A 22,598-nucleotide genomic window follows, 5' to 3' on the forward strand; every position below is an offset into this window, starting at 1 on the left:
TATCGGAGTCGAGTCGATTTTTCAAGGAGTTTTCTCCCCCCAAAACTCCTTGATATCTGCAACTTATTCCCCTTCATTCCTTTGTCTCAAATGCGCTGACGTTGAACAAGATGACATACACAAGCTTTCTAAAATATTCTCTGCCGAAAAAATGCCCAAACTAATTGATTTATGGTATGAGGGGTTAATTAAACAACTAACTAATTTATCTCCTGACATAATGATAGAAAAATGGCTATATGACACATACCCAAACCTGAGACACTATCAATTACAATCAATTCAAAAACAACATAAGGACGCTATGGTAGGCCTATCTGATGAAGTCAGCAAAATGACTCCTAAAAAAGTATTTGACGCATGCAATACAATGAATTATGCCTTTTTCAGGATACTGGGCTTGCATGTCGAAACAAATTTTATCAGACCGTATAATAATTCTGGATATATCAGTAAAGGAAAAGAATTGGCAAAGATAACAGAAGAAAACTATGCTGATAGTTATGAAGGCGATATACAAATGATTAACAAATGGGCGGCATTTCTTGATTTAAAGCATTGGTTTGAGTGGACAGATTTTGAAAACGTACCGGCTGGCTATCCTAACGTATAGTTTTAACGATGATCAACAGATTGATTTAAAGCGATTCTACTTTCTAGATAATTCAGATTTAAAGGTTTTTGGATATAATCACAAACGCCCAATTTAGCCATCTCATCCTTTCTTTCTTGAAGACAGCTACTACTCATAATTATAATGGGTAAATCTGGGTTTGATGTCTTGGCTGCCTTGGTTACATCCAATCCGTTCATTTCAGGCATATTCATATCCGTTATCATTAAATCAACTGGATTGTTTTTCAGATGTTTCAATGCTTGCTTAGGACTGGTAAAAGCGGTAACCATATAATTCTTTTTAGTTAAAAACTTATTCAGTAGATCCCCGATTGATGCTTCATCATCCAAAACCATTATCTTAAGTTTTTCGTCAGCCATATTATTAGTTTCCGCTACTTTGCCAATAAACCAGCAATTGTCGAACTTATAGTTATTCTTTCCGTTGCAACAATCACATATCTCCACGGCTTTACTATCCCATAACTCCCGATATTCTTTGAAACCAATTCACAATATTTTTCAGCTGTTTTCTTTTTTTCCTGTACATCCAACGTATTGATTTCATCAGTTGGTTTCACTTCAATTATCACTATCTCTTGCTTGAATTGAACTACAAAATCAGGCTCATAACGATGATCATAATTCCCATCCTTGTCACGCCACCATAATCCTTCGAACTGTTTTGGCGCAGGGCGCAACCAATCTTCAACTGAATCATCGTAATCCAAAAGATACGCCAAACGAACTTCATCAGAAGAGTCAAAGCGATACTTGGGATGACAAGCTTTTTTAAATTCCCCGTATAAAAATTTTGCACTAAATGTATCAACTTGAGATTCAAGAGAAATCGGTTTTTCTCCAAATGATTCAGAAATATTATATATTTCTAAATATGGTTTTGGTTCCCGAATACCTGACTCCAAGTATCCATCAGATTTTAATTCTTTATGTACTAATATTTGTTTATAAATATCTTCGGCGATTGCTCGTGCATTACTCTCTATAATTGAAACTAAGTTGTCTTTATCGATAGCTTTTTTGTTATAATGCGTTACCGCTTGTTCAGCTAGCTTCAAAAGCAATAGTTTTTGCGTTGGATCGTCATAATCAACCAATGGAAAATCCAGAAGTGCGGCAATAATAGTGCTTTGTGAGGTTTGTTTGGTATGTGTACCAAAACTGGCCACTCTTGTTATTTCTGTCATTCGGCGTCCAGGAACATCTTCGTTAAACAAATTCTTCTCACGATTATTCTGTAACTGCTCTTCCAGAATTGCTCTCTCATTAGTGTATGTTCGTAATATAGTTGTATCTAAATCAAACTGTTCAATTAGAAGCTCACCAAAATGTGGAGTAAGTATTAGACGCGGAATTGGGATATTTCTCTTTCCCATCGTCCTTGCAGACTTTTGCGCAATCTTAGAAAGTTCTCCTTTCGCTTCAACGCTAAAAGATCCAAATAAAGTATCAGGCCCAAAAGTTAGCTCTATTGGCGCGCTCGGTTGCTGTCCATGATAACCAGAAAATGTAAGATTCCCGATTGTTTCTTTGGTTAAATCACCGACTATTTCTTCTTTCTTCGTTTCAAGAATTTTTGCCATTACGACCTCGTCCATACTTTCTATCTGCGGAAGCTTGGCAACGAGTTCCTTGGCTTTGTCGTCAATTTCTTGCATCACCACTTCATTTTGCGTTATTTCATTTTTAACAGCATCAAGAATAAATGGTTGCACTTCAGTCAAAACCTTTATTTCTTTCGTTAGTTGATTAGAAACCTGCTCTACCTGTCCTTGAATAAGCGGCGAATCTTTAGCGAGTGCCACAACTTTAGCAAACTGCTCATGCGCAACAAGCACTAATCTATCTACCAAAGGAACTCCTGTCCGCTCTCCATAAGGCAAGCGCAAACCACGGCCTATCGTTTGCTCAGTCAAAATTGCAGCAGCAGCTTCGCGTAAAGGAGCGATGGTATACACATTAGTCACATCCCACCCTTCCTTAAGCATATTTACATGGATAACAATTTCCACCGAATTATCAGGGTGCTCTAGGGATATCAATTTTTCAATATTTTCGTCAGACTCTTCTCCTCGTAATCGTGTATTTATCTCGATAACTTTTCCTTTAAATTCTCCGCCGCGAAAACCATCACTATCAATAAGCGCACGGAGTTTATTAGAATGGTCAATATTTTTTGCAACTACCAACATTACCGGCTTTACCGGGGGCTTATTGTTTTCCAGCGCATACTCCCTCAGTGCATTTTTAGCACGCTCATGAAAAAAAGCCGCCAGTTGTAATTTGCGCGCATCTGTTTCGATTGAATCAGAATCAAATTGGCTAAAATCTACATCCGCTTCGGTTCCTACCCAAGGGTCTTTGACTAATTTCCCACGAATGGCATCACCAAGATTGTACGAATACAACACATTTTTCATTCTGATTTGACGCGCATTTTTTCCTGCGCCTTGTGAACCGATATAAGGCGTTGCGGTCATTTCTAAACCAAAAAGCGGATCCAGAATGTCTAGAGCACCAAGCGCAGCATCAGCATGATAATGATGAGCTTCGTCAAGCATTACCACTAAATCATCATGTTCTTTAAGGTAATCAAAATACGATACGCCGGCAGTTTCCCATGCTTTAGTAATGCCGCGTTCACTTGTCATATCCTTCTGGGCAAACTGCTGAATGTTAAAAATATTTATCTCAATCTGATTACCAAAAAGCGTTTGCCCGTGCTGAGTAGCATAATTTTTCGTCGTAATGACTTTAGCGGTATTAATGTTTATTTCTTGAATACCTTTGAAAACATACTTGGGGTTATTAGCTTTGCTAAAATCATCATAGAGCTTGCGATAAATAGTCAAATTCGGTGCAACTATTAAGAAATGCTGGATGTTATAAACCAGATATAAGTAAGCCACGAATGCGCCCATTAGACGGGTTTTACCTACCCCGGTGGCGAGCGCAAAAGTGTACGCCGGGAACACTCTTTCAAACTCTTCAAATCCCCGTGCTTCGGGAATAGAGCTAAAATATTTTTTGCTTTCCAGTAATATCGCATCAGTATTACCACGTGTCTCTTTTTTCATTCGTGCCAAGACATTTTCGCCCACATTCGATCCTAAATAGTTAGCAAAAAGTTCCAGGCTTTTCCCCTGAGGGAGCCTAAGACACATATTGTTGATTATGTACTGCAACGCTTGGGTTTTATTCATGTTATTCCTCACCATCTGCTAATTCTTCTTCATCTATCTCTTCGATGGCTCGCTCTTTGATGGGCAAGAGATATTCTTTCTTGCCAAATTGGCAGGCTTTTAAAATTGCCTGCGGGATTTTTTTGATGATAATGCGCGCATCCACCTTTTCACAGCCGGGTTCATATTTCTTCGGGCAAATAAGCAGCGTTTCGGTTACGCCCAAATGGCTGACTATCTGCTGAACCATAGCAACTGATAGCATTTGTGTTGTTACATAAATACTGTTATTGCCCTGTCCCTTGCCGTGCTTCCAGTAGTCACTCGGACTGGGCGAAAAGGTATAATTCATGAGTTTGCACATTGCACGAATGAGCTTAGTATTATTGTAATGGCTATCAATAACAGGATTACCAAATTCATCAATTACTACAAAACTCGGTGCCAATTCATAAAACTTAAATCCACCACCACCTTTCCAATTAACTACCTTACTAATACCGCCTTGGTCCATGCCATCTATTACCGCTTTCATGCGTTTATGGACATGCGTATAAGCGTGTTCTCTCATTTCTATGCCAATATATTTACGTCCCATCTTCTGAGCCACAGCTACAGTTGTGCCGGAGCCAAGGAAAGAATCGAGCACGAAATCATTTTCATTTGAAGACATTTTAAATATCCTCTGTACTAATGCTTCGGGTTTCTTTCCATTAGGAAATAACACGTCGCCTTCTTTTGTTACATTAATCCAACTAAAGCCATCCCAGTAAGTGCCAAATTTTTCTTTTTTGAATATTTTGCCCTTTATTATTTCTGCTGTATCTTTAAGCCAAATAACAAGAACTTTTTGTTTACCCATAAAAATTATATCAATTTTTTTATTTTTATTTTTTCCAGACCTTGGGGTATAGGATGCTAAAAACATATTGTTTTCACTATCTGTGGCGTTCCAAACTCTTGTTCTTATTGAGGTTTGAGCATTTGTTGTTGTCATTATTTTATCGAAATACTTTACGTAAACCTCTTTCTCGGTAATATTTTCGAGTTGAGCTATCTGTTTCACGCTCTTTATTTCGTATTCATTTACTGCAAATATTTCAATGTCATCACCACTACCATCTTTTATTACTTTATAAGGAACAAGGTTTCTCATCTTATAAAGCACCGACGTATACTTAAAACTTTTTCCGTCATCTTTCATTTTAGTTATATAACCCATCAGCTCAGTTTCTTTATATACTGGCTCAAATGGTTGGAATGCATTAATCTCCTTGCAAAAAACTAAGATATATTCAATATTTTTTTTCAATCTTATGTCTTCACCACCACCACTAGCACCAGCGCTTACTTTTGTATTAACTGAAATTGAATTTATATAATTATTTTTCCCAAAAACCTCATCCATTAGCACTCGTAAATATGCTTGCTCTACATCATCAATCTGTACAAAAATTACTCCATCGTTTCTCAAAAGCATCCTCAACAATTCCAACCTTGGCTTCATCAGCGAAAGCCACGTGGAATGCTCCACACTATCGTCATAGTACTCAAAGGCATTGCCAGTATTATATGGAGGGTCAATATAGATACATTTTATTTTACCTTCATATTCAGGCAGGAGTGCCTTTAGCGCTAGTAGATTATCACCGTGAATAATTATATTCTCGGTTTTTTTATCGCCATATGATAAATCCGTTCGTTCTTCTAAAATTCGTGGTTCAATATTGGCAATATCATACTCGGGATTTTGCTTCCCAATCCAATTAAGTTCAAGTTTCTGTTTGTTAGTACTCATAACTCCCTTTTTATTCAAATAACTTTCCAGCTAATGGTAAAAAGCTCTTCTATCCTGATATTCTGCATTAGCTGGGCCTCTACCTTAGCAATCAAATTATCTTTTCGGCTATCCATCTCATCTTGCGATTCAAAGAGTTTTCTGCGCTTTTCGTTACGTTGCTTTTCCAGGTCCTTAATTACTCTCTGGGCTTTTAATTTTTCAGCCAAGTCCACAATCTTTTTGGCATTGGTCTTGGCGGTCTTAATATCAATATCAAGTTTTTTCAAGTCCAATTCCAGGGCTATTTTCATATCATCTGCCCATTTATCCAGCTTGTCAACCTCATTTTCAAAGAATTGACTGTTGCGCTCGGCGCTCTGAGTCGAAATCAGGTTAATTGTTTGTTGCTCCAATGTTTCCATTTTCTTTTTCTTGTCTTCGGAGATAGCGGTTTTTACTATACTTGTTTCAGCTGCCAAAGAGAAGCATTTTTTAGCGATATCCTGCACTATTAATTCACCTTTGTCATCCAGGGCAGAAATAATTACATGGTCTTCCGCCTCCAAGGCCTCTACCGTATAATTGCTGACTTTCATCACGCCGCTTTTGCCCACCAGTGGTTTTAGCACCGAGATAATGGTCGGGTTATTTGAATAGTTAAAAACCACTTCCGAGACACCCAAAGTCTTCTTCTTTACTTCATCCAAAATCATTTGTGCCAAAGGATGTCCGGGGCGAAAGATATGGGCATCCTCAATATTTTTGCCAATTTTATAGGGACCAGCGTCAATATGCTCGCCGGGAAAAGGATTGCTTTTGAGCATAAAGGAATATTCATGCTCTGCAAAGTCAGCGTTATTGCCTAAATAGTAACGGGATACTTCCCAAAGCCAGCGTTCGTAGGTATCCAGATATAACCTGCTTTCCTTTTCATTAACTCTGAGCTTTTCATGCACTTCGGTATCAAAGTTTTCCAGGAGCTTCTGCCTCGTATTTGATAAATTGCTCTGAATATTTTCGTCCATTTCTGCCTGGAGTCTATCAAAAGCATTATTAATTTCTTCCGTTGTCCGACAGGTCTGGTAAATATCAGCGACCCGCTTCTCGAAATCGACGCCGGAACCAATAGCACCCAACACTTCATCGCTGGCTCCAAATACGCCCTTAAATAGATTAAATTTCTGGTCCAGAAGCTCATAGACGCGCTGGTCCGCCGCATTTTTGCGGTTGACAAAATTGATGACCACCACATCGTGTTTCTGGCCGTAGCGGTGACAGCGGCCGATGCGCTGTTCTATTCTTTGTGGATTCCAGGGCAAATCATAATTTATTAGCAGCGAACAGAATTGCAAATTAACACCCTCAGCGCCAGCTTCAGTGGCAATCATAATATCGGCTTCGTTTTTGAAATACTCTATCAGGGCAGCGCGCAAATCAGCGGTTTTTGAGCCGGTGCTCTTATCTGTGTATTTATTTTTTCCTAACCACCTTTGATAAATTTCCTTTGATTTTTCATCATTGTTCGAGCCATTGAAAAGCACAATTTTGCCCATATAGCCATTCTCTGATAGCAACTTCATAAGATAGTTCTGGGTAATTGTGGACTCAGTAAAAATAATGGCTTTCCTTTGAGCACCAAGCTTGGCTGTCATTTCAAAGCCTTTTTTAAGGGCAATAAGCAAGGCATCCCCTTTGGAGTTTGTCCAAATAGCTTTGGCTAAGTCACGATACTTCTCCAAGTCGCCTTTTTCTTGTTCCATTAAAACTATGTCTGCTTCGGTATAAACTATCTTCTGCTTACCTTCGCCTGGCTCATCGTCACCCTCATCATCACTCCATTCATCAGCCAACTCATCATAATTTTCAAAATTCTGCTCAAGTCCTTCAATACCTGTTTCCTTTTCAGTTATTTGCTTGTGGGCGTCATCAAGAAGCTTTGTTATTTTATACGCCAAGCCATTGAGCGTGCTGGCGATGGCAAATGATGAAGAGGCGAGAAGCTTGCGCAAAACAAGCGATATTAGCTGGCGCTGGCTGGCCGGGAGCGCATACAATTTCCTCCGCTGTAGATACTCGGACATGCCATCATATAGTTCGATTTCCTGCTCTGTTGGTATATAATCTTCGGTAAGTGCAATACGATTTGTAAAATTAATATACTCCAGAACTTGCCGCCGCAAGGTGCGAGTGCATAGTGGTTTAAGACGGTCTCGTAGCTCCGCGAACATCTCCTGCTTCGGCTCAATCAGCCCGTTTTCATTTTCGTAAACATCTTGTTCACGGGAAACACGGCCGTAATTTGTTTTAAAACTTTTCACATCGCCGAAGACATGGTCGTCAATAAAGCTAACTAGTCCATATAATTCAAGCAAAGAGTTTTGAAGAGGAGTGGCCGTTAATAAAATCTTGGGGATTTCACTCAGGGCGCTTTTTATCTCCTTGGCTATTTTGTTGCTCGATTTATAAACATTGCGGAGATGGTGGGCTTCATCAATCACGGCTAAATCCCATTTGGTCTGCTTGATGTATTCAGATTTGGCACGAGCAAAATGGTATGAACTAATGACTATTACATCCTCTTGATTAAAAGGATTGAGGTTACCATCCTTTATGTATTGATTGAATGACTTTGTTTCCAGAATGATTGAGGGCAGGAAGAATTTCTCCTGAAGCTCAGCATTCCATTGCTTGCGCAAACTGGAAGGAACGATAAGGAGAATCTTTCTTTTTCTTTCCGCCCATTTTTGGGACAGGACCAGACCAGCTTCGATAGTTTTCCCGAGGCCAACTTCATCCGCCAGAATCGCCCCTCTGGAAAGCGGCGAGCGGAAGGCGAAAAGCGCAGCTTCAATTTGGTGCGGATTAAGGTCAACTTGGGCATTAGAAAGCGTAGCAGAAAGCTTCTCCAAACTATCCGAAGCGCATCGTTTTGTTAATTCGTAAGCAAAATATTTTGCATGATAAGCCGTAACCATATGCTGTAAAATCTTAACATTTCCTGAATACTGGAATTAGAATGAAATACTACCCAAAATTCAGATTAAAATCAAAGGAATAGTAACTTTTTATTCTTTGTCATGGTTAAAATAATGTCTTAAGATACATTAATGTTAATATTTACAGGTTATTAAATTTTATGTACTATTCAAACGCAAACGAAGAAAGAATATACTATGAAAAAACTTTTAACAATTCTTGTTTTTATCATTATCCTCGGGGGTATTGGCCTCTGGTACCTCAATCAACAATCAGTTAATTCTAATCCCACTACTGTCGTTGAAAACAGCAGTTCTGTTAACCCCAAAATAAATGTTTATTTCTCGCCCAATGGTGGGTGTACTAAAGCCATAGTTGACGAGATAAAGTCTGCTCAAAAGACTATCCGTGTCCAGGCGTATTCATTCACTTCAGACCCGATAGCACAAGCTTTAATAAATGCTTATAAGCGTGGGGTTGATGTCGAGATCGTTTTGGATAGGAGCCAACGCTCAGAACGGTATTCTAAGGTAAGTGATGTGGCTAAGGCAGGAATTCCTACGTTTATTGACACCAAGCACGCCATTGCCCATAACAAGATAATGATACTTGATAGTAAAGTTATAATTACTGGGAGCTTTAATTTTACAAAAGGGGCCGAGGAGAAGAACGCTGAGAATTTACTGATAATAAAGAACAGAGCAGATTTAGTGAGAGAATACGAAGAAAACTATCTAAAACATAGGGCACATGCCGAAAAGTACTAGGTAATGAAAAATATTTGCGATTAATAATTTCTTATTTTACCCTCTAACAATAAGGTTGATATTTTGTCATAAGCTTTTGCCTTCGGATGTTTAGCAAATAGCAATCTAATCATCCGTATTGATCCGTACGCTTTATGTATCAATTCTCTTTGTAAATTATCATATTTACCGTCATAGCTGTCTTCATTAATCAAATGTGCTGGTTTTTGCCTGAGTTTCCTTACTTCTTTAAGTGGAGATATAAACTCTAAAATTTCCTGTTGCTTGGCAGACTCATTCGGATACACAATGATTGTGCTTAGCCACTCCTCCAATAGAGACAAAGTATTCTTTTGTCGGATTTCAAATTCACCATTGCCCCTATCTATCCTCTCTTCTAATTGAATAACCCCTTTAAAAAAATCCTTGTTGATGTTTTCAGAAATCAATTTATCTAACAAGTGAACAAACGAGTTATAATTCTTAAGGGTTGGCCTGAGGAAAAATGAAAATTCCTTTAAATGATTTTCCTTGTACGTGTTTTTAAAAAAGGGTGGCTTGCCGATTAAACTAGCTAAATCATTTATTACAACCTGCTCTTCCAAAAATGCGGAATAAATAGAAATATGTTCGGGGAATTGTGCCAAAAAACTACTATTATAGTAATAATCAACCATTTTGCATTTGCGCGATACAATACATGTACTCCAGAACTGTTGATGCTCCGGAGAAAGATCATTAAGGTATCTCAGGAAAACAATCACAACCCTTACTCTATTTTCATCATAACCAAGACCAAATGTCTGCAACCCAATTTTATCCTTCTTATCAATATCAGTCGAATCATAAAATTTTGATGCTATGCAAGCTTTCCCCCAAAAATCATAAAATTCAAAGCTATACCGTGGATCTGAAAAATATCTTTCTAAAACGCCAAGATCGAAGAATACGGGTTCTAATTGGCCCGCACCAAGGAGTAACCGTCTGGTAAAAGGGCGATCATTATATTCTTCAACATTCGTTGCTTGCTCTATCATTAATTTTGACGGATAAATACAGTCTTGTTGAAGTCCTTCCTGTTTTATTTTTTCGATTTGTTTTTGTGGCTCAAGGTCGGGGAATGATTTGATATGTGGATTCGTACAAATGTTACCAAAAACGACCGAAATTTTATTATCCGTAATAAGGTTGATCAATATCTTCACCAACTCTAATTCACTGATGTTTAAGTCTTCGCGCAAAGACCATACAGGTATTCCATTGAAATCATGCGAAGTAAGATAAAAATTAGTGATTCTTTTTAATGCGTTTTCTTGTATCATATAATTAGTTCAATTTTCGATATTCCAATTAGGTATAAAATTATTATTTGCCTCTTGTTCAAATAACGGATGTAGCCAATCAATTAATTCATTTAAGTCGTTAGTTTTAGGCAAGGGATTTTCACGCCAAGGCTCGCACTGCATAAAACAATCAAAAAACGCTTCGATGGATCTTCGTGGATGTCTATATATATAGCTTCTTTCAAATATTTTTAGAGTGCGATAGTGGTGCGAAATAATAAATTTATCCCAATTTTCTTTGAGTTTGCTTTCATCTTTGACATCAATAATTTCTACCTCAACCAATTCTATTCTTGGGTTCTTCTTCCAGCCCTCATGCATTAGGCTCATTGCATCAATATCTGTTGTTGGTGCACCGTAACCAAAGATAGTAAGGAAATAAGTGTTTTCAAGATAATGCTGTAATCTTATCCACTCGTCCTTAATAAAGGGATTATCTGAATAATTCTTACAGATAATTGGGTATAATAACGGTACAGGCTCGAATGCTTTTTCGCATTCTTTGCAACCTTTTTGTATCAATCCTGCTTTTTTGTGCTTCCGGCAAATTCCTATGCCTACATTACCGTGTAGAAAAGATAGGACTGGCGGTTTGAGGGCAAAGGTCTTTTCTAAAAGCTCACCACATCGTCTATAAGCAAGCAACAATAAAGGATCCCAATTAAAGGTTGCAATTATATCTTTTTCTCTTAATGATAATATTAATTTGTCATAGATCGTGGCTTCGTAAGGAATTTCTAAATCACTAAAATAGTTATAAATTCTTTCTTCAATTTTCCGCATTAACTCTTTGTTGCTTGCTCTTTTTGATAAGTTAGAATACAAAAGCTCAAAATCGTTATATTCCTCGTCAGTAATAGGCAACTCTTTTAGCAGATCGGATAATCCTATCGTCGTGATAATATCCTTCATCAAAGGTAAAATTTTCCCATTCTTGTCCCCTTTTGGGAAAGATGCTTTACTAGCGCCCGCGCCCAAAAGAACAACGTGAGGAATCTCAAAAAACTTGCCATAATAATTTTTCATTCTCATAAATTTAATATTTATCTGCGGATCGTGTTCGATAAAGCCCGATTTTTTCAGAACCTTATTTTTCATTAAGATTCTACACGGAAACGTCTCAAAAATCAAGGTTAAAAACTGCGTTTGAAATTGATAGAGAAAGGCGATATAAAGGTTCATCTTTCGCGAGAACCACGAACCTTTTGATATTCCTCTAATGATACAGCCAGAAATCCACATATTTCCTTTGCTAGGAACAGCGTTAGGTTTCTTCATCGAGTAAATAAAGGTTAAAGTGCATGTATTACATTTGCAATACAATTCCCATCGTGAGTCAAACTTTTCCTGCCCTGTCCGGGTGAGGCGTCGAATGATTAGCCCTCAAAGCAACATTTTAAAAGACAAATAACTATTCTCGATTAGAACCCTTAAAACCTCAAGACCGCAGCAAAGGTTGTAAGGGTAAAATATCATTGGCGGTTGTAGTTTATTGGCTTCTTTTGCGGCTTTAAGTCACCTAAAATAGACACCAAATGGGTCAAATCCCAGTGGGATCATGCTACCGATTGGTGTATAGTAGAAAGACTTAAATAACAGCCTTGCCTATGAGTTCTATGGATTATGAGAGGATGTATACTAATGCAAGAGAAAAACTTCTAATTGATAAAACGATATGCAAAGAAAATCGAGACTTGTTCAAGAAGTTTTTGGATTATGAAGAATACAAATTAAAGAGAAGAAACGGAATTAACAAGTTGGATGATAATTCTTACAAGACTTGTTTATCTTATGTCTCAAGGTTTAGGGTCGTTGATAGATGGTTCAAGGGCAAGGCATGGGTAAAACTTACAAAAGAAGACATCAAGAAAGTTTATGATGACTTAGAGGATGGAAAGATTAAAACAAAAAGAGGCAACAAACCTCTAAAAGATAAAAGAACTTATTACAACTTGATTTTTAGATCCAAGCCATTCGAGATGGCGGGTAAATCCGAATTTGTTAATGAAGTTATGGAGTTCTATACCCCTACTTCAAAGGGAGATGTTAGGTATATCACAGAGGAAACATTCAGAAAATTAGTTGACTTGATTAAGATGCCCGAGCATAAGGTTTTAATGTGGTTATGCTGGGATATAGGAGAGAACTGCAATAGCCTTTTAAAATTAAGGAAAAAGGATTGTGTTAGGCAGATAAACGCAGACTCTAAAGCGATTGAGTACAATATCAATCTTAGAAAAGAAATATTAAAGAGGCAAAGAAAAGCAAGAACCGAGCCTACTAATTATGTCGAGACGGCTAATTATCTTGATTTAATCTTAAAAGACAAAGAAGAGAATGATAATCTGTTTGGTTTTGAGGTCAGAAATGCAAAGAAGTTTTTAGATAAAGCAGTGAAGAAACTTGGTGCAAAATGTCTTCCAAATGGAGAGAATGTTACACTGAAGGACTTGAGAAGTTCTATGGCCTGTGATCTATTGAACAAAGGATGGACAAGGGACGAAATAAATGCCCGATTAGGACATTCACCAAGTTCAAAAGAGATTGATAGATATATCAATTTCTTGGCAATAGATAGAAACAAACCAAAAAAGAAAGTCTATGAAGATACAATATCAAAACTAAGATCTGAAGTTGAACAAGTAACTGGTAGAGAAAAGTTATTGCTTCTAAGGTTTGATGATTCTAAAAAAGAATTTGTAACGCTAAAAGAAAGAATGAAAGAGCTTGAAAAGAAAAGGGAATCTTCTGACGAGCTGATTAACGAGTTAACCGGTAACCCTGAAACCTTAAAGATGATTGCCCATGCCATCGCAAAGTTAGGATTAGTCGGAAAAGTACAAAGCTTGTAAACTGGTAAACGGCTATTTTTTGAAACGAAAACTTTATATACGATTGATGTCCCTTTAAAGTAACACCAAAATGCCTAAAAACACCAGCTTGAATGTGAGACTCACGAGAGAGCAAAAAGAAAAGATTATTGATAGAATGAAGTATGAAAGACAGACAAATCTTTCACAATTCACGCTAGACAAACTTCTTTATACTCCGGATAACCAGATGAAGGTTATTTATCAGACTCGCGATATAATCGCGGGCCTTTACGAAAAACTTGTCGGCGACTATTCAAAGGGAAAGCCAAGATATTTTCCTTCTCACGATTAAGCCGTATTACAACTGCTTTACAAACTATTTATACTTGGATAATTTCAAAGGCTAATGACAGATGACACCAAAAACCTTTATGAGGAGAGATCCAACCGTTATGAAATAACCACTTCAAGGGATAGCATTGACGATCTGATTCCGGAATGGGTTTCGACCCTCAAAAGGTATTTCGAAAAACGCACTCAAAAATGACAGCAACTTATAAGAAACACAGGACCAAGAAAAAACGCAACAAGGACATTGCTTGCTTAGCAAACATGATCAGCGATATAAACCAGAAAATGAGCCATATCATAGATCAGTTAAGAGACATATATGCCGCTATAGAGGTTATCGATAGTTTTTCGCAGTATCGCCGTGACTAAAAAGAAAAACGAAAAATATTTATACAGGACCATCTATAATAAAAGATGAACGCTAAGACCATGCAAATAACATTGGAAGATTTGTTAAAAAGGCTTGCTTCAGGAATAAAAGAAGTTGAGTTTTGTATTGGTTTCGAACGGCTAAAGCAGGCGGAAAAATCGTGCAATTCATATCCAAGCTGGTTTTTCCGGGCAGAAGCCGAAGCAAGCCTGGCGGAAGCCATTACAAGGCTTTCTATCGTATATCTTAATCTTTTTATACTATTAAACGAACTTAAGGCTATGAAGCAAAAACCAGAGATGTCCAAAATTTTCAGAGAATACTCACCTTTAATCAGCAAACTGGGGCCAAAAGCAAACAAGCTGCTAAGAGGGGGTTAGTTAAGTGAATAATCTTCTTATCGTTCTAAAGAGAATAAAGAAAGCCACTGGAATGAGAATATCCAATACTTTCCCCCAAGCGCTAAGTAAAGAAATAGGCGAGCTTATTAAAAAAGCGGCATCGCGAGCAAAAGCCAACCGCAGGAACACAATCCAGCCTAAAGACCTATGAAACTGGCTTTTCTGCGAATTTATCAGACAGCACAACCTTTACCCGGTCATTTGGTCCCAGTCCCGTTTCCTTAACCTTATTCTGCAATTCCCTAAAGAACTCCTTATTAGTGGCAACGGATATGATTTGCTCAAACCCTGCTTTGAGGTTCTTCTGTATGTTATCTATGGCATCGTTAACGCCATTCTTGCCCGTCTCTATTTCAAGCGCTATGCGTAAATCACCTTTTTCTGCAACTATATCCGAGTCACCATTAACACGAACTTCAAACTTCACCTGATAGCCAAAGTTACGGCAATATTGGGCAACCCTGTTTCTCCAATACTCGTGTTCTAATGAGGCCTGTCCATCTATTCGGCTAACCGGAAATCCTAATTCAGTAGCTATCTCTTCACCAACTTTAGTTAGCCTTAATAACAGAATCTGGGATTTACCGGTATTTACCTTCTCTTCGTCTACCACGCCTTTATTAAATAATCCCAATTTTGTCTTGTTACCTTGTTCCGCTGTCATATCTAAATTTTTGTATCTCTGGGCAATCCCTATAAAGGAATGCTCTATTATATCCTTGAATAATACTATCTCTTTTTCTGTTAATTTGTCTTTATACTTAGCCCCGTTACGAATAACACCATTGCTGCCATTATTTACTGTTTCGCCAGCCGAATCGGTAGAATAACTTAACCGCAATAACTTCATATGCTCGCTGACAACTTCATCAGTTACGATTTTTTCTTTGATTTTAACAGGGTCAACCCTAATCACAAAAGGCAAAAGGTATCTGCCTGATAGCCTTATTATTGCCTCGCCCACCTTGAGCTGGGATAGCCACCTTTTTTGATTATCATCAAGCAAAAGATTGCTTGAGGCTGTGTTAATGTCTGGTCCATTTTTCTGGTTAAGATTAATATGGACATGAGTATTTGCTAAAACAACTGGTGAAAGCTGGCTTGGAGTCTGGTCTATCAGTATCAAACCGAGACCAAGAAATCTTGCCTGTCTTATTAGCATTTCAACCACTGACTCTCTGGTACTGGTGACATGTTTCGTTGCGATGTTATGAGCTTCTTCAATAACCACTATCCTGTTGAGGTTTTGGTCATAATTCTGCTCATTACTTCTTTTAGACAAGGCATGATTATAAAGCCACAAAAGTAAGCTGCTTACAAAGAACACTCTTTTCGCCATCGGCAGAGCATCCATCTCCAATATCACATGCTGGTTGAACAATTCTTCCAATGGATATTGCTGAGGAATATTGACGATTTTACCAAACTCGCCGAAGCCCAGCGTCCTGGTAATCCTTAATGCAGAACTCTTCCACTCATGCTCTCTTCCTTTAAGCTGATAGCTTTGTATTTTATTATGGACATCCAAAAAAGTAGGGTACCTTTTAGCCTTGCCTTCATAAACCTTAAATTCCCTGTAACATTCATCAATTGCTCTTGTTAGGATGTCGTAAACACCTTCGCCGGCATAAAAGCAGCGGCATATTATATCGAGCAAATTCTCAAGATGGTTAGTGATGATCGCTCCTGGCGGAGGGATAAGCGGGTTAAAACTAATTCCAGAAACATTATCCCTGCCGACTGTATATACCCTTACATTACCTGCCAAAGACGGTTCATTTAGCAAGGAACGCAATTCCCTTTTCCAATCAAATGCCAGTATTTTAACATCCGGGTTCTTTTTCATCATCTCCAGCAATATGTGAAAAAGCACCGTTGTTTTCGCGGCGCCTGTCCTGCCACAAATGGAAATATGCTCGCAGATTTCCTTGTCTTCAAGACCGAAAGGATAAAGTGTTTTGCCTCCATAAATTACGTTTCCGACCCGATACTTACCGGATGCGCCTAATTCACTCGGAGGAAGAAATAAGGATGTCTGATTGGTAACGCCCTGGTCAAGGTTCTGTACCAGCATAAGTTTTAGTCTTTGGGATATTTCAGCCTTTTCTTTTTCATCAGATACGCAATAAGTCAGCCATAATTGTTCAATGTCTTTTCTGCCTAAGACAGGCAATAGTTTCAATAGCATTTCTTTAATGTCTGAGTCATTTGTTCTGGTGGGCATTTTAAGGTATTCTCCTCGGCAGGATATATATCACGGTTTCTTTACGATTTTCCGGTTCCTTCTTGTGCGGGTTGAAGATTTCATCTTGACTGTTTTCTCCTGCGATCATCTCCAATTTCTTCTTTGTCCTGACATATTCTGAAATAACCGGCCACAAGTCTTTTTTCAACTGCGCAATATCTTGCCAGGAGCGAACATATTCAGCAGATTTCTTTGTTTCAATATCAGTAATTGTTTTTTCCAGGGTAACCTTGTTCTTCCAGCTATCAAGTGAAGGAGGCTCATACATTAGAGGTGATGGAATAGAAAACTCAAGGTTATGAGTTCTGGTAATTGCGTTTTCCAGCTCCTTAAGGTTTCTTTTGAAAAGCATCTGCCTTTCATCTATCAGATACAAGGCTTGGCTCATTAATTCCTTTTGTTCAGCAAGTTTATCTCTGAACAAGTTACTTACAAAATCTCCGGATTCAGGGAAATCAGAAGCCTCTGTTTTGCTTGTCGCATAACTTTCAGCATACTTCTCAGTAGTATCTTTAATGCTTTCTTTTTCTTTGGGATTGTTCGTGTCCATTTTATTGTTTTGTTGTAATTTTGTAGTAGTAAATGGCATTAATAAACCTTTCGTTGTGAACCAGTAGTTAAAATATGCTATAATCTTGAATAAAATCTTTAAAAATAATAGATTATATCTAAAGACATGGGGCGAGAACATAAGATTGAAAAAAATATGGAACTATTAGAAATTGATAGTTTACTCCAAGAAAAAAGGCTAAAAAACCCTATTTTGTCGGCCCTTAAAATAGATGCAACTTTGTATCATACTCTTATTTTTCAGCCTAAAGCTGAAATACTTGCTACGCCAAATAGTATTAATAGCTCTACTACATCAAACATGTTTGCAAAATGCAGGAATTTCATTAATCTTGCGAAAAGTAAAAATGTTGATTTAGCAATAATGCCTGAATATGCTTGCCCAAAAGAACTAATCAATGAAATTATCACAAATAATGAATTTCCTCAAGAAGGAAAACTTTGGATTTTGGGCTGTCAATCTCTTACCAAAAATGAATTGCGGAATATAGTAGCGCAAAATTCGGCTGAATGGTTATTTGAATCAGATATATTCAATAAACCCGGTAATTTTCTTAATCCAGTTTTTTATTTTTTTAGAACAAAAGATAACGATGATTCAATAAAAAACGTGGCGATAATTCAATTTAAGACTACACCTATGGCAAATACTATCGAAAGAGATAATATGATTTGTGGTAGTAAAATATATATCCTCAGAAATAATGTGGATTCTACTCATCTGCTAACATATATTTGCTCCGATACATTAGAATTCAGAGATAGTGATTTTACCGAAGGTACGGGACGGTTACATACACCTTTTCTTATAATTCACATTCAATTGAACGAGAATCCAAGGCATGATGATATTCAAAGACATAGACAATTTTTCTTTAGGTCTAGTGCTGATAATAGGGAGCTAATTTGTTTAAATTGGGCAAAGCAAACTAAGATTAATAGTAATGTGATCTCTTTTGGAGGAACAGCCTTATATACAAAATCAGCGCAATTAGACTGTACTAATCAAAGGATAGGGAATAATCATAAGAATGGTTTATATTATACTTTTTGGGGGCCAAAATATACCCATACATATTATTTTAACAGTGATGAAGCAACATATTATCTAAAAAATACTAAAGTATCGCAAATTAGCGCCGCAGCACCAACAGTAAATAGAACCGGGCCAGAAATTTTAGAAACTTATGCTTGGGATACTTCAAATGACCAATGGATTCTAATTGAACCAAGTGATGGAGTAAAAGACTTTTGCTTACAAAATGGTTATAACTTACCAGTATTAACGAATAACTCATTAAATCCTGTAGATAAGGAAAGATTGGTTGCTTTGTCTTGTGGGCGTGTCGAAAAAAAACATACAAATTGGCACGATGTTAAGGAATTAGAGTTTTTCAAAGTGGCAAATGATGAAATTATAAAAAGGATCACGTATGTGCAGGACCCTCATGCTCTTGCCCAACAGCATCGCATAGATATTTACGAACGCTTTTCTGCACTTATAAATAGAATTCTGATTGATAGCACGAAATTTCCAAAATGTATTTATGACCTTTTTAATAATTCGCAAATAGGTTATGCGCCTCAAAATGGGATGTGTAATTACGACTGCAATTTAATCCCTATTTCTACTACTGGAGATCACAGCTCGGCTACAGTCGCTTATATCGGCAGTGCTCCATCAACACATGCCAAGAAAATATATGATAGAATTTCCGAGTTGATAGGTGGAGATAAATCAAGGCGACTGGTAATTTGGTATGAAGAAACCTCGAATATATGCAGTATTTGTGATACTTCAACACCAACGGTAAGCACTGTATTTACACCGGGCAACTCAATAACAAAAGATAATTAACAATGAATACTCATAGCCTTATCAAATCAATTGAAAATAACTTCAAGAGGATCACCTATCCCAAAAAAGATATAATACGAGGAGAATTTTTATATGGTAGCGGTGAGAAGCTTATAGCGATAAATTATTTTGATTTTAGTCAATCCATTCTATCAGAAAATTTCAACCTAAATGAGTATCAGGATGAAATAATCGCAACAGACTACTATATGCATTCTGGGTACCCTCAATGGAATTATTATTTATATTTTGTATGCGACCAAGAGAAAATAACCAATACGATTAGGCAGCAAATTGAAGGTGATGAAAAATATACGCGTAAGCGTATAATATCTCCAGAATTGCTTGATCATCTATTAAATTCAAAAACTGATTTATTGGATACTTCGGCCATAACTACACAAGAAGACTTAAGCATAACATGGATAAATAAATTAAGAGAAAAAGACTTGGATGGTATATTTTTAAAAACACCTTATGTAGAAGTAGTAAAAAAATATATTGAAAATAATCCAATAAAGGAAGAGGTAGCTTATTTTGAACCAAATCTAGACTTTGAAAATAAGCTAGAATTTATCCATAAGCTTAAATTAGACAAATATCGTCCATACCCAAAAGGGAAAGAATTCATTTTTGATAAAGTTAATTTAATAATAGGGTCTAATGGGACAGGGAAAACCTCTTTACTAGAAGCGATAGAATTATGTTTGTGCGGAAAGACATTTCGAAATGAAGACGAAAACAATGATGGCGAGATAGCTTTATTTTATACAGATGGGAAAAGTGATAATTTAGAAAGCGGGAACAGCAAATTTAAAACTCGCGATTTATTCTGGTACGGAAATAGTTATCCAAAAGGTAATTACTTACATCTAAGCTTTAATCGCTATAATTTCTATGATTCAGATGCTTCGTATAGATTGGCTCAGGACAACACTTCAAAAGATATAAGAGATGCTTTTTTGTCCTTAGCTCTTGGCAAAAAGGCTAATTTTATTGATGAAAGGCTTGAAAGCATCTCGAGACGATTTAACGATGAACTTAGAAGTTTAACTTATGAATTCGAAAAGCTGCAGAGCCAAAAATTAACCCAAGAAAAAACACTCCGGAAGTATTCTGAATCGAAAGAAAATATTTCTGATTATTTTGATGCTTTTATTGCATTGGCAAAAAGAATACATTGGTTAGGTGCTTTGCCGAAAAGCCATGAAGATTCTTGGATAGATTTTGAAACAGAGTTGTCATCGATAGAGATTTTAGGTGAAGAAATCAAGTCGGTTCTTTATTGGATGAACTCAATATCTCTTGATTCGATAAAAAACGAAAGCGAGAAATATCGGCTTGGGTTACAACAGGCTAATAAATTCGTTTCAGAGGTTAAAAAGAGAAGAGAAACCAAAGACGAAAACGAGAGGAAGATAGAATTATTAAACGCACAGCAATCATTGCTTACTAAATTGCACCCTTATATAAATGAAAAACAAATTGACGTGCTTGACGGGATTGAAAACAAATTAAATAAGTTAAATAAAGAAAAAGAGAAGCTGAAATCCGTAATAAACAAAAGTGAGCATGTCGATTTTTCGTTATTTAAAAATGTGCGGGTTCCCTTAACCGAATATGAAGAATCCCAGAGAATGCTACTTCGTGAGTTAGACACCGATTTAAAAGAGATTGTTAGTAAAACCGAAGGCGTTAAGCTCTCCCTAAGCAAACTTGAAGCTATTGTCAAAGAAATCAAAGTAAAGGGGCAAGAATTTTTAGAGGTCAATCCAAAGGCAACAAATTGTCCATTATGTAATGCTAAATATAAACTGGATGACTTAAGAAACAAAATAATTGATTCTCATAAAGAATTAAAAAAGACAAACGTTTTGGAAGAATTGCTACTTAAGCAAAAAGAGTTAAAAGAAAAGAAGTATGGAATTTCAGTAAATCTTGAAATTATTGAAAAGGTAAAAGGAATTGCCGCAATTCTTTTTGATACATTAGATTATTCAAAAATATATTTTGATGGCTTGACTGATAAGGCAAATAAAACAGCATCTCATCTCCTTTCGATCGAAAGGGAACTTGATGAACTCATCGTTACCCAAGGCAATTTACGGGCAAAAGGATTAGATGAGCAAGAATTTAGAAATTTAAAAGAACAGGCCAATCAATACCTCCAAGGAGTTGAATTAACATATCGCAAGCGTGTCCAAATAAATTCATTATTGGAAGGAATTAACGTAAAAATAAAGTCAGAAAAACAGGAATTGCACACTTATGATCAATCATACCAACAATTAATCATTAAAAGAAACGAGTTGTTTAGCGCTCTTCTTGGGGAGGAGGAACATAGCGATAATCCACATCTTGAGTTAAAAAAGAGAGAAGAAAACTTAAAACAGTCTTTAGATTGTTTTAATAAGTTATTGAATAAGTTTTCTATATTGCCCAATGAAGACATCGCTGGCTTTTTGATTTCTTTACAGCAACTTAAAAGTGTGTTTTCTAACTTTAAAAATGCTGCTACAGAAAAGAAAGAAAATACTTCAATAATCAAGGAATGTAAAAAAAGAATCGAAGAATTAGATAGCGATCTCCTGGTTTTAGAACCCCGAAAAATTCGTGCAGGGAATGCGTCAGAGGCAATTAAAAATATTCGTGAGAATTATAGTAAACAGAAGTATTTTGAAAAATTTTTCAGCGATAATAAAATTTCTATTGTAAATATATTCAGGAATATTCATAGTCCTCTAGAATTTTCAGATATTGAACTAAGTGATTCAAGAGACGATAATGGAATATTCTTAAAACGAGATGGCGAAGCCGAATTAACTCCTTTGAGTCAAATAAGCTCTGGGCAAAGATCCGCCTTATTCATTTCAATCTTCCTTGCGCTAAATCGCCAATTAAGAAATGGACCACCTTTTATTATTTTTGACGATCCAGTTGCACATGTTGATGACATGAATGTTCTTTCTTTCCTTGACTATTTAAGGGATATAGCAATTTACGAAAACAAACAGATATTTTTTGCAACAGCAAGTCAAAAAATAGGAACTCTGTTTAGAAAGAAATTTGAATTCCTTAATGATGAGTTTAAAATTATCCAACTTGATAGGTAGTTGGTTCTAGATAACACCAATAACGCTTGTCCGGGGCGCCCAAACGCGTCCGAATTCATGTGACATTAGTGTGCCAAATATTTAGTCAAAAGGGGCGAATACTGACGAATGCTGTCGAATCAAACGTTCAAATGATTGTTTGTAACCTGTTGGTTTGTCGAATGTTGTAGAATTCTGGCGAGTCTTGGCGAAAAGTGTCGAAAGCGTGCTTAAT

Annotated in this window: 14 protein-coding genes; 6 read left to right on the top strand and 8 right to left on the bottom strand. The window is 36.9% G+C overall.

Features of this window, described 5'->3' with window-relative positions; genetic code table 11:
- Positions 1-613: hypothetical protein (locus tag WC980_07835; GenBank protein ID MFA5794954.1), on the top strand; the 613-nt coding region annotated here is incomplete at its 5' end.
- Positions 614-615: 2 nt separating this feature from the next.
- Here the strand turns inward: WC980_07835 and WC980_07840 are convergent.
- Genes WC980_07840 through WC980_07855 form a run of 4 tightly spaced genes read right to left on the bottom strand, consistent with a single transcriptional unit; the run spans position 616 to position 8,573 of the window.
- Positions 616-996 (bottom strand): response regulator, encoded by a 381-nt coding sequence (locus WC980_07840; protein MFA5794955.1) that lies wholly within the window; start codon positions 994-996, stop codon positions 616-618.
- A gap of 14 nt (positions 997-1,010) precedes the next feature.
- Positions 1,011-3,839, bottom strand: a complete 2,829-nt coding sequence (locus WC980_07845) for a DEAD/DEAH box helicase family protein (protein ID MFA5794956.1) — start codon at positions 3,837-3,839, stop codon at positions 1,011-1,013.
- A gap of 1 nt (position 3,840) precedes the next feature.
- On the bottom strand, positions 3,841-5,616 hold the full coding sequence (locus WC980_07850; GenBank protein ID MFA5794957.1) for a site-specific DNA-methyltransferase: 1,776 nt from the start codon (positions 5,614-5,616) through the stop codon (positions 3,841-3,843).
- A 14-nt stretch (positions 5,617-5,630) separates the two neighbouring features.
- A complete protein-coding gene (locus WC980_07855) occupies positions 5,631-8,573 on the bottom strand; it encodes an SNF2-related protein (protein ID MFA5794958.1) in 2,943 nt (980 codons plus the stop codon).
- Positions 8,574-8,771: 198 nt separating this feature from the next.
- On the opposite strand from WC980_07855, the gene WC980_07860 reads away from it, so the two are divergent.
- Entirely contained in the window at positions 8,772-9,341 is a 570-nt protein-coding gene (locus WC980_07860; protein MFA5794959.1) for a phospholipase D family protein, read from the top strand.
- A gap of 20 nt (positions 9,342-9,361) precedes the next feature.
- On the opposite strand, the gene WC980_07865 is transcribed toward WC980_07860, so the two are convergent.
- Together WC980_07865 and WC980_07870 are read right to left on the bottom strand one after the other, a co-directional pair.
- Positions 9,362-10,642 (bottom strand): AAA family ATPase, encoded by a 1,281-nt coding sequence (locus tag WC980_07865; GenBank protein ID MFA5794960.1) that lies wholly within the window; start codon positions 10,640-10,642, stop codon positions 9,362-9,364.
- Positions 10,643-10,651: 9 nt separating this feature from the next.
- Entirely contained in the window at positions 10,652-11,941 is a 1,290-nt protein-coding gene (locus WC980_07870) for a hypothetical protein (GenBank protein ID MFA5794961.1), read from the bottom strand.
- 338 nt (positions 11,942-12,279) lie between these two features.
- On the opposite strand from WC980_07870, the gene WC980_07875 reads away from it, so the two are divergent.
- Together WC980_07875 and WC980_07880 are read left to right on the top strand one after the other, a co-directional pair.
- Positions 12,280-13,515: a hypothetical protein gene (locus WC980_07875; protein ID MFA5794962.1), complete on the top strand. Its 1,236-nt coding sequence runs from the start codon at positions 12,280-12,282 to the stop codon at positions 13,513-13,515.
- A gap of 741 nt (positions 13,516-14,256) precedes the next feature.
- Positions 14,257-14,577, top strand: coding sequence for a hypothetical protein (locus tag WC980_07880; GenBank protein ID MFA5794963.1), 321 nt, complete (start codon positions 14,257-14,259; stop codon positions 14,575-14,577).
- Positions 14,578-14,743: 166 nt separating this feature from the next.
- Here the strand turns inward: WC980_07880 and WC980_07885 are convergent, their stop codons facing one another.
- Together WC980_07885 and WC980_07890 are read right to left on the bottom strand one after the other, a co-directional pair.
- Positions 14,744-16,822: an ATP-binding protein gene (locus WC980_07885; GenBank protein MFA5794964.1), complete on the bottom strand. Its 2,079-nt coding sequence runs from the start codon at positions 16,820-16,822 to the stop codon at positions 14,744-14,746.
- 1 nt (position 16,823) lies between these two features.
- The gene (locus tag WC980_07890; GenBank protein MFA5794965.1) at positions 16,824-17,432 is read right to left on the bottom strand and encodes a hypothetical protein; all 609 of its coding nucleotides are present in this window, start codon (positions 17,430-17,432) and stop codon (positions 16,824-16,826) included.
- A gap of 117 nt (positions 17,433-17,549) precedes the next feature.
- On the opposite strand from WC980_07890, the gene WC980_07895 reads away from it, so the two are divergent.
- Positions 17,550-19,271, top strand: a complete 1,722-nt coding sequence (locus tag WC980_07895) for a hypothetical protein (GenBank protein MFA5794966.1) — start codon at positions 17,550-17,552, stop codon at positions 19,269-19,271.
- A gap of 2 nt (positions 19,272-19,273) precedes the next feature.
- Positions 19,274-22,384: an AAA family ATPase gene (locus tag WC980_07900; GenBank protein MFA5794967.1), complete on the top strand. Its 3,111-nt coding sequence runs from the start codon at positions 19,274-19,276 to the stop codon at positions 22,382-22,384.
- Positions 22,385-22,598: the final 214 nt, after the last annotated feature.

It is taken from the genome of Candidatus Brocadiia bacterium, from assembly GCA_041658285.1.
Classification (GTDB): domain Bacteria; phylum Planctomycetota; class MHYJ01; order JACQXL01; family JACQXL01; genus JBBAAP01.

Bases quoted from the DNA above. Each gene is read 5' to 3' on its own strand.
- WC980_07840 (MFA5794955.1), bottom strand. From the start codon at position 996: ATGGCTGACGAAAAACTTAAGATAATGGTTTTGGATGATGAAGCATCA.
- WC980_07845 (MFA5794956.1), bottom strand. From the start codon at position 3,839: ATGAATAAAACCCAAGCGTTGCAGTACATAATCAACAATATGTGTCTT.
- WC980_07850 (MFA5794957.1), bottom strand. From the start codon at position 5,616: ATGAGTACTAACAAACAGAAACTTGAACTTAATTGGATTGGGAAGCAA.
- WC980_07855 (MFA5794958.1), bottom strand. From the start codon at position 8,573: ATGGTTACGGCTTATCATGCAAAATATTTTGCTTACGAATTAACAAAA.
- WC980_07860 (MFA5794959.1), top strand. From the start codon at position 8,772: ATGAAAAAACTTTTAACAATTCTTGTTTTTATCATTATCCTCGGGGGT.
- WC980_07865 (MFA5794960.1), bottom strand. From the start codon at position 10,642: ATGATACAAGAAAACGCATTAAAAAGAATCACTAATTTTTATCTTACT.
- WC980_07870 (MFA5794961.1), bottom strand. From the start codon at position 11,941: ATGAAGAAACCTAACGCTGTTCCTAGCAAAGGAAATATGTGGATTTCT.
- WC980_07875 (MFA5794962.1), top strand. From the start codon at position 12,280: ATGGATTATGAGAGGATGTATACTAATGCAAGAGAAAAACTTCTAATT.
- WC980_07880 (MFA5794963.1), top strand. From the start codon at position 14,257: ATGCAAATAACATTGGAAGATTTGTTAAAAAGGCTTGCTTCAGGAATA.
- WC980_07885 (MFA5794964.1), bottom strand. From the start codon at position 16,822: ATGCCCACCAGAACAAATGACTCAGACATTAAAGAAATGCTATTGAAA.
- WC980_07890 (MFA5794965.1), bottom strand. From the start codon at position 17,432: ATGCCATTTACTACTACAAAATTACAACAAAACAATAAAATGGACACG.
- WC980_07895 (MFA5794966.1), top strand. From the start codon at position 17,550: ATGGAACTATTAGAAATTGATAGTTTACTCCAAGAAAAAAGGCTAAAA.
- WC980_07900 (MFA5794967.1), top strand. From the start codon at position 19,274: ATGAATACTCATAGCCTTATCAAATCAATTGAAAATAACTTCAAGAGG.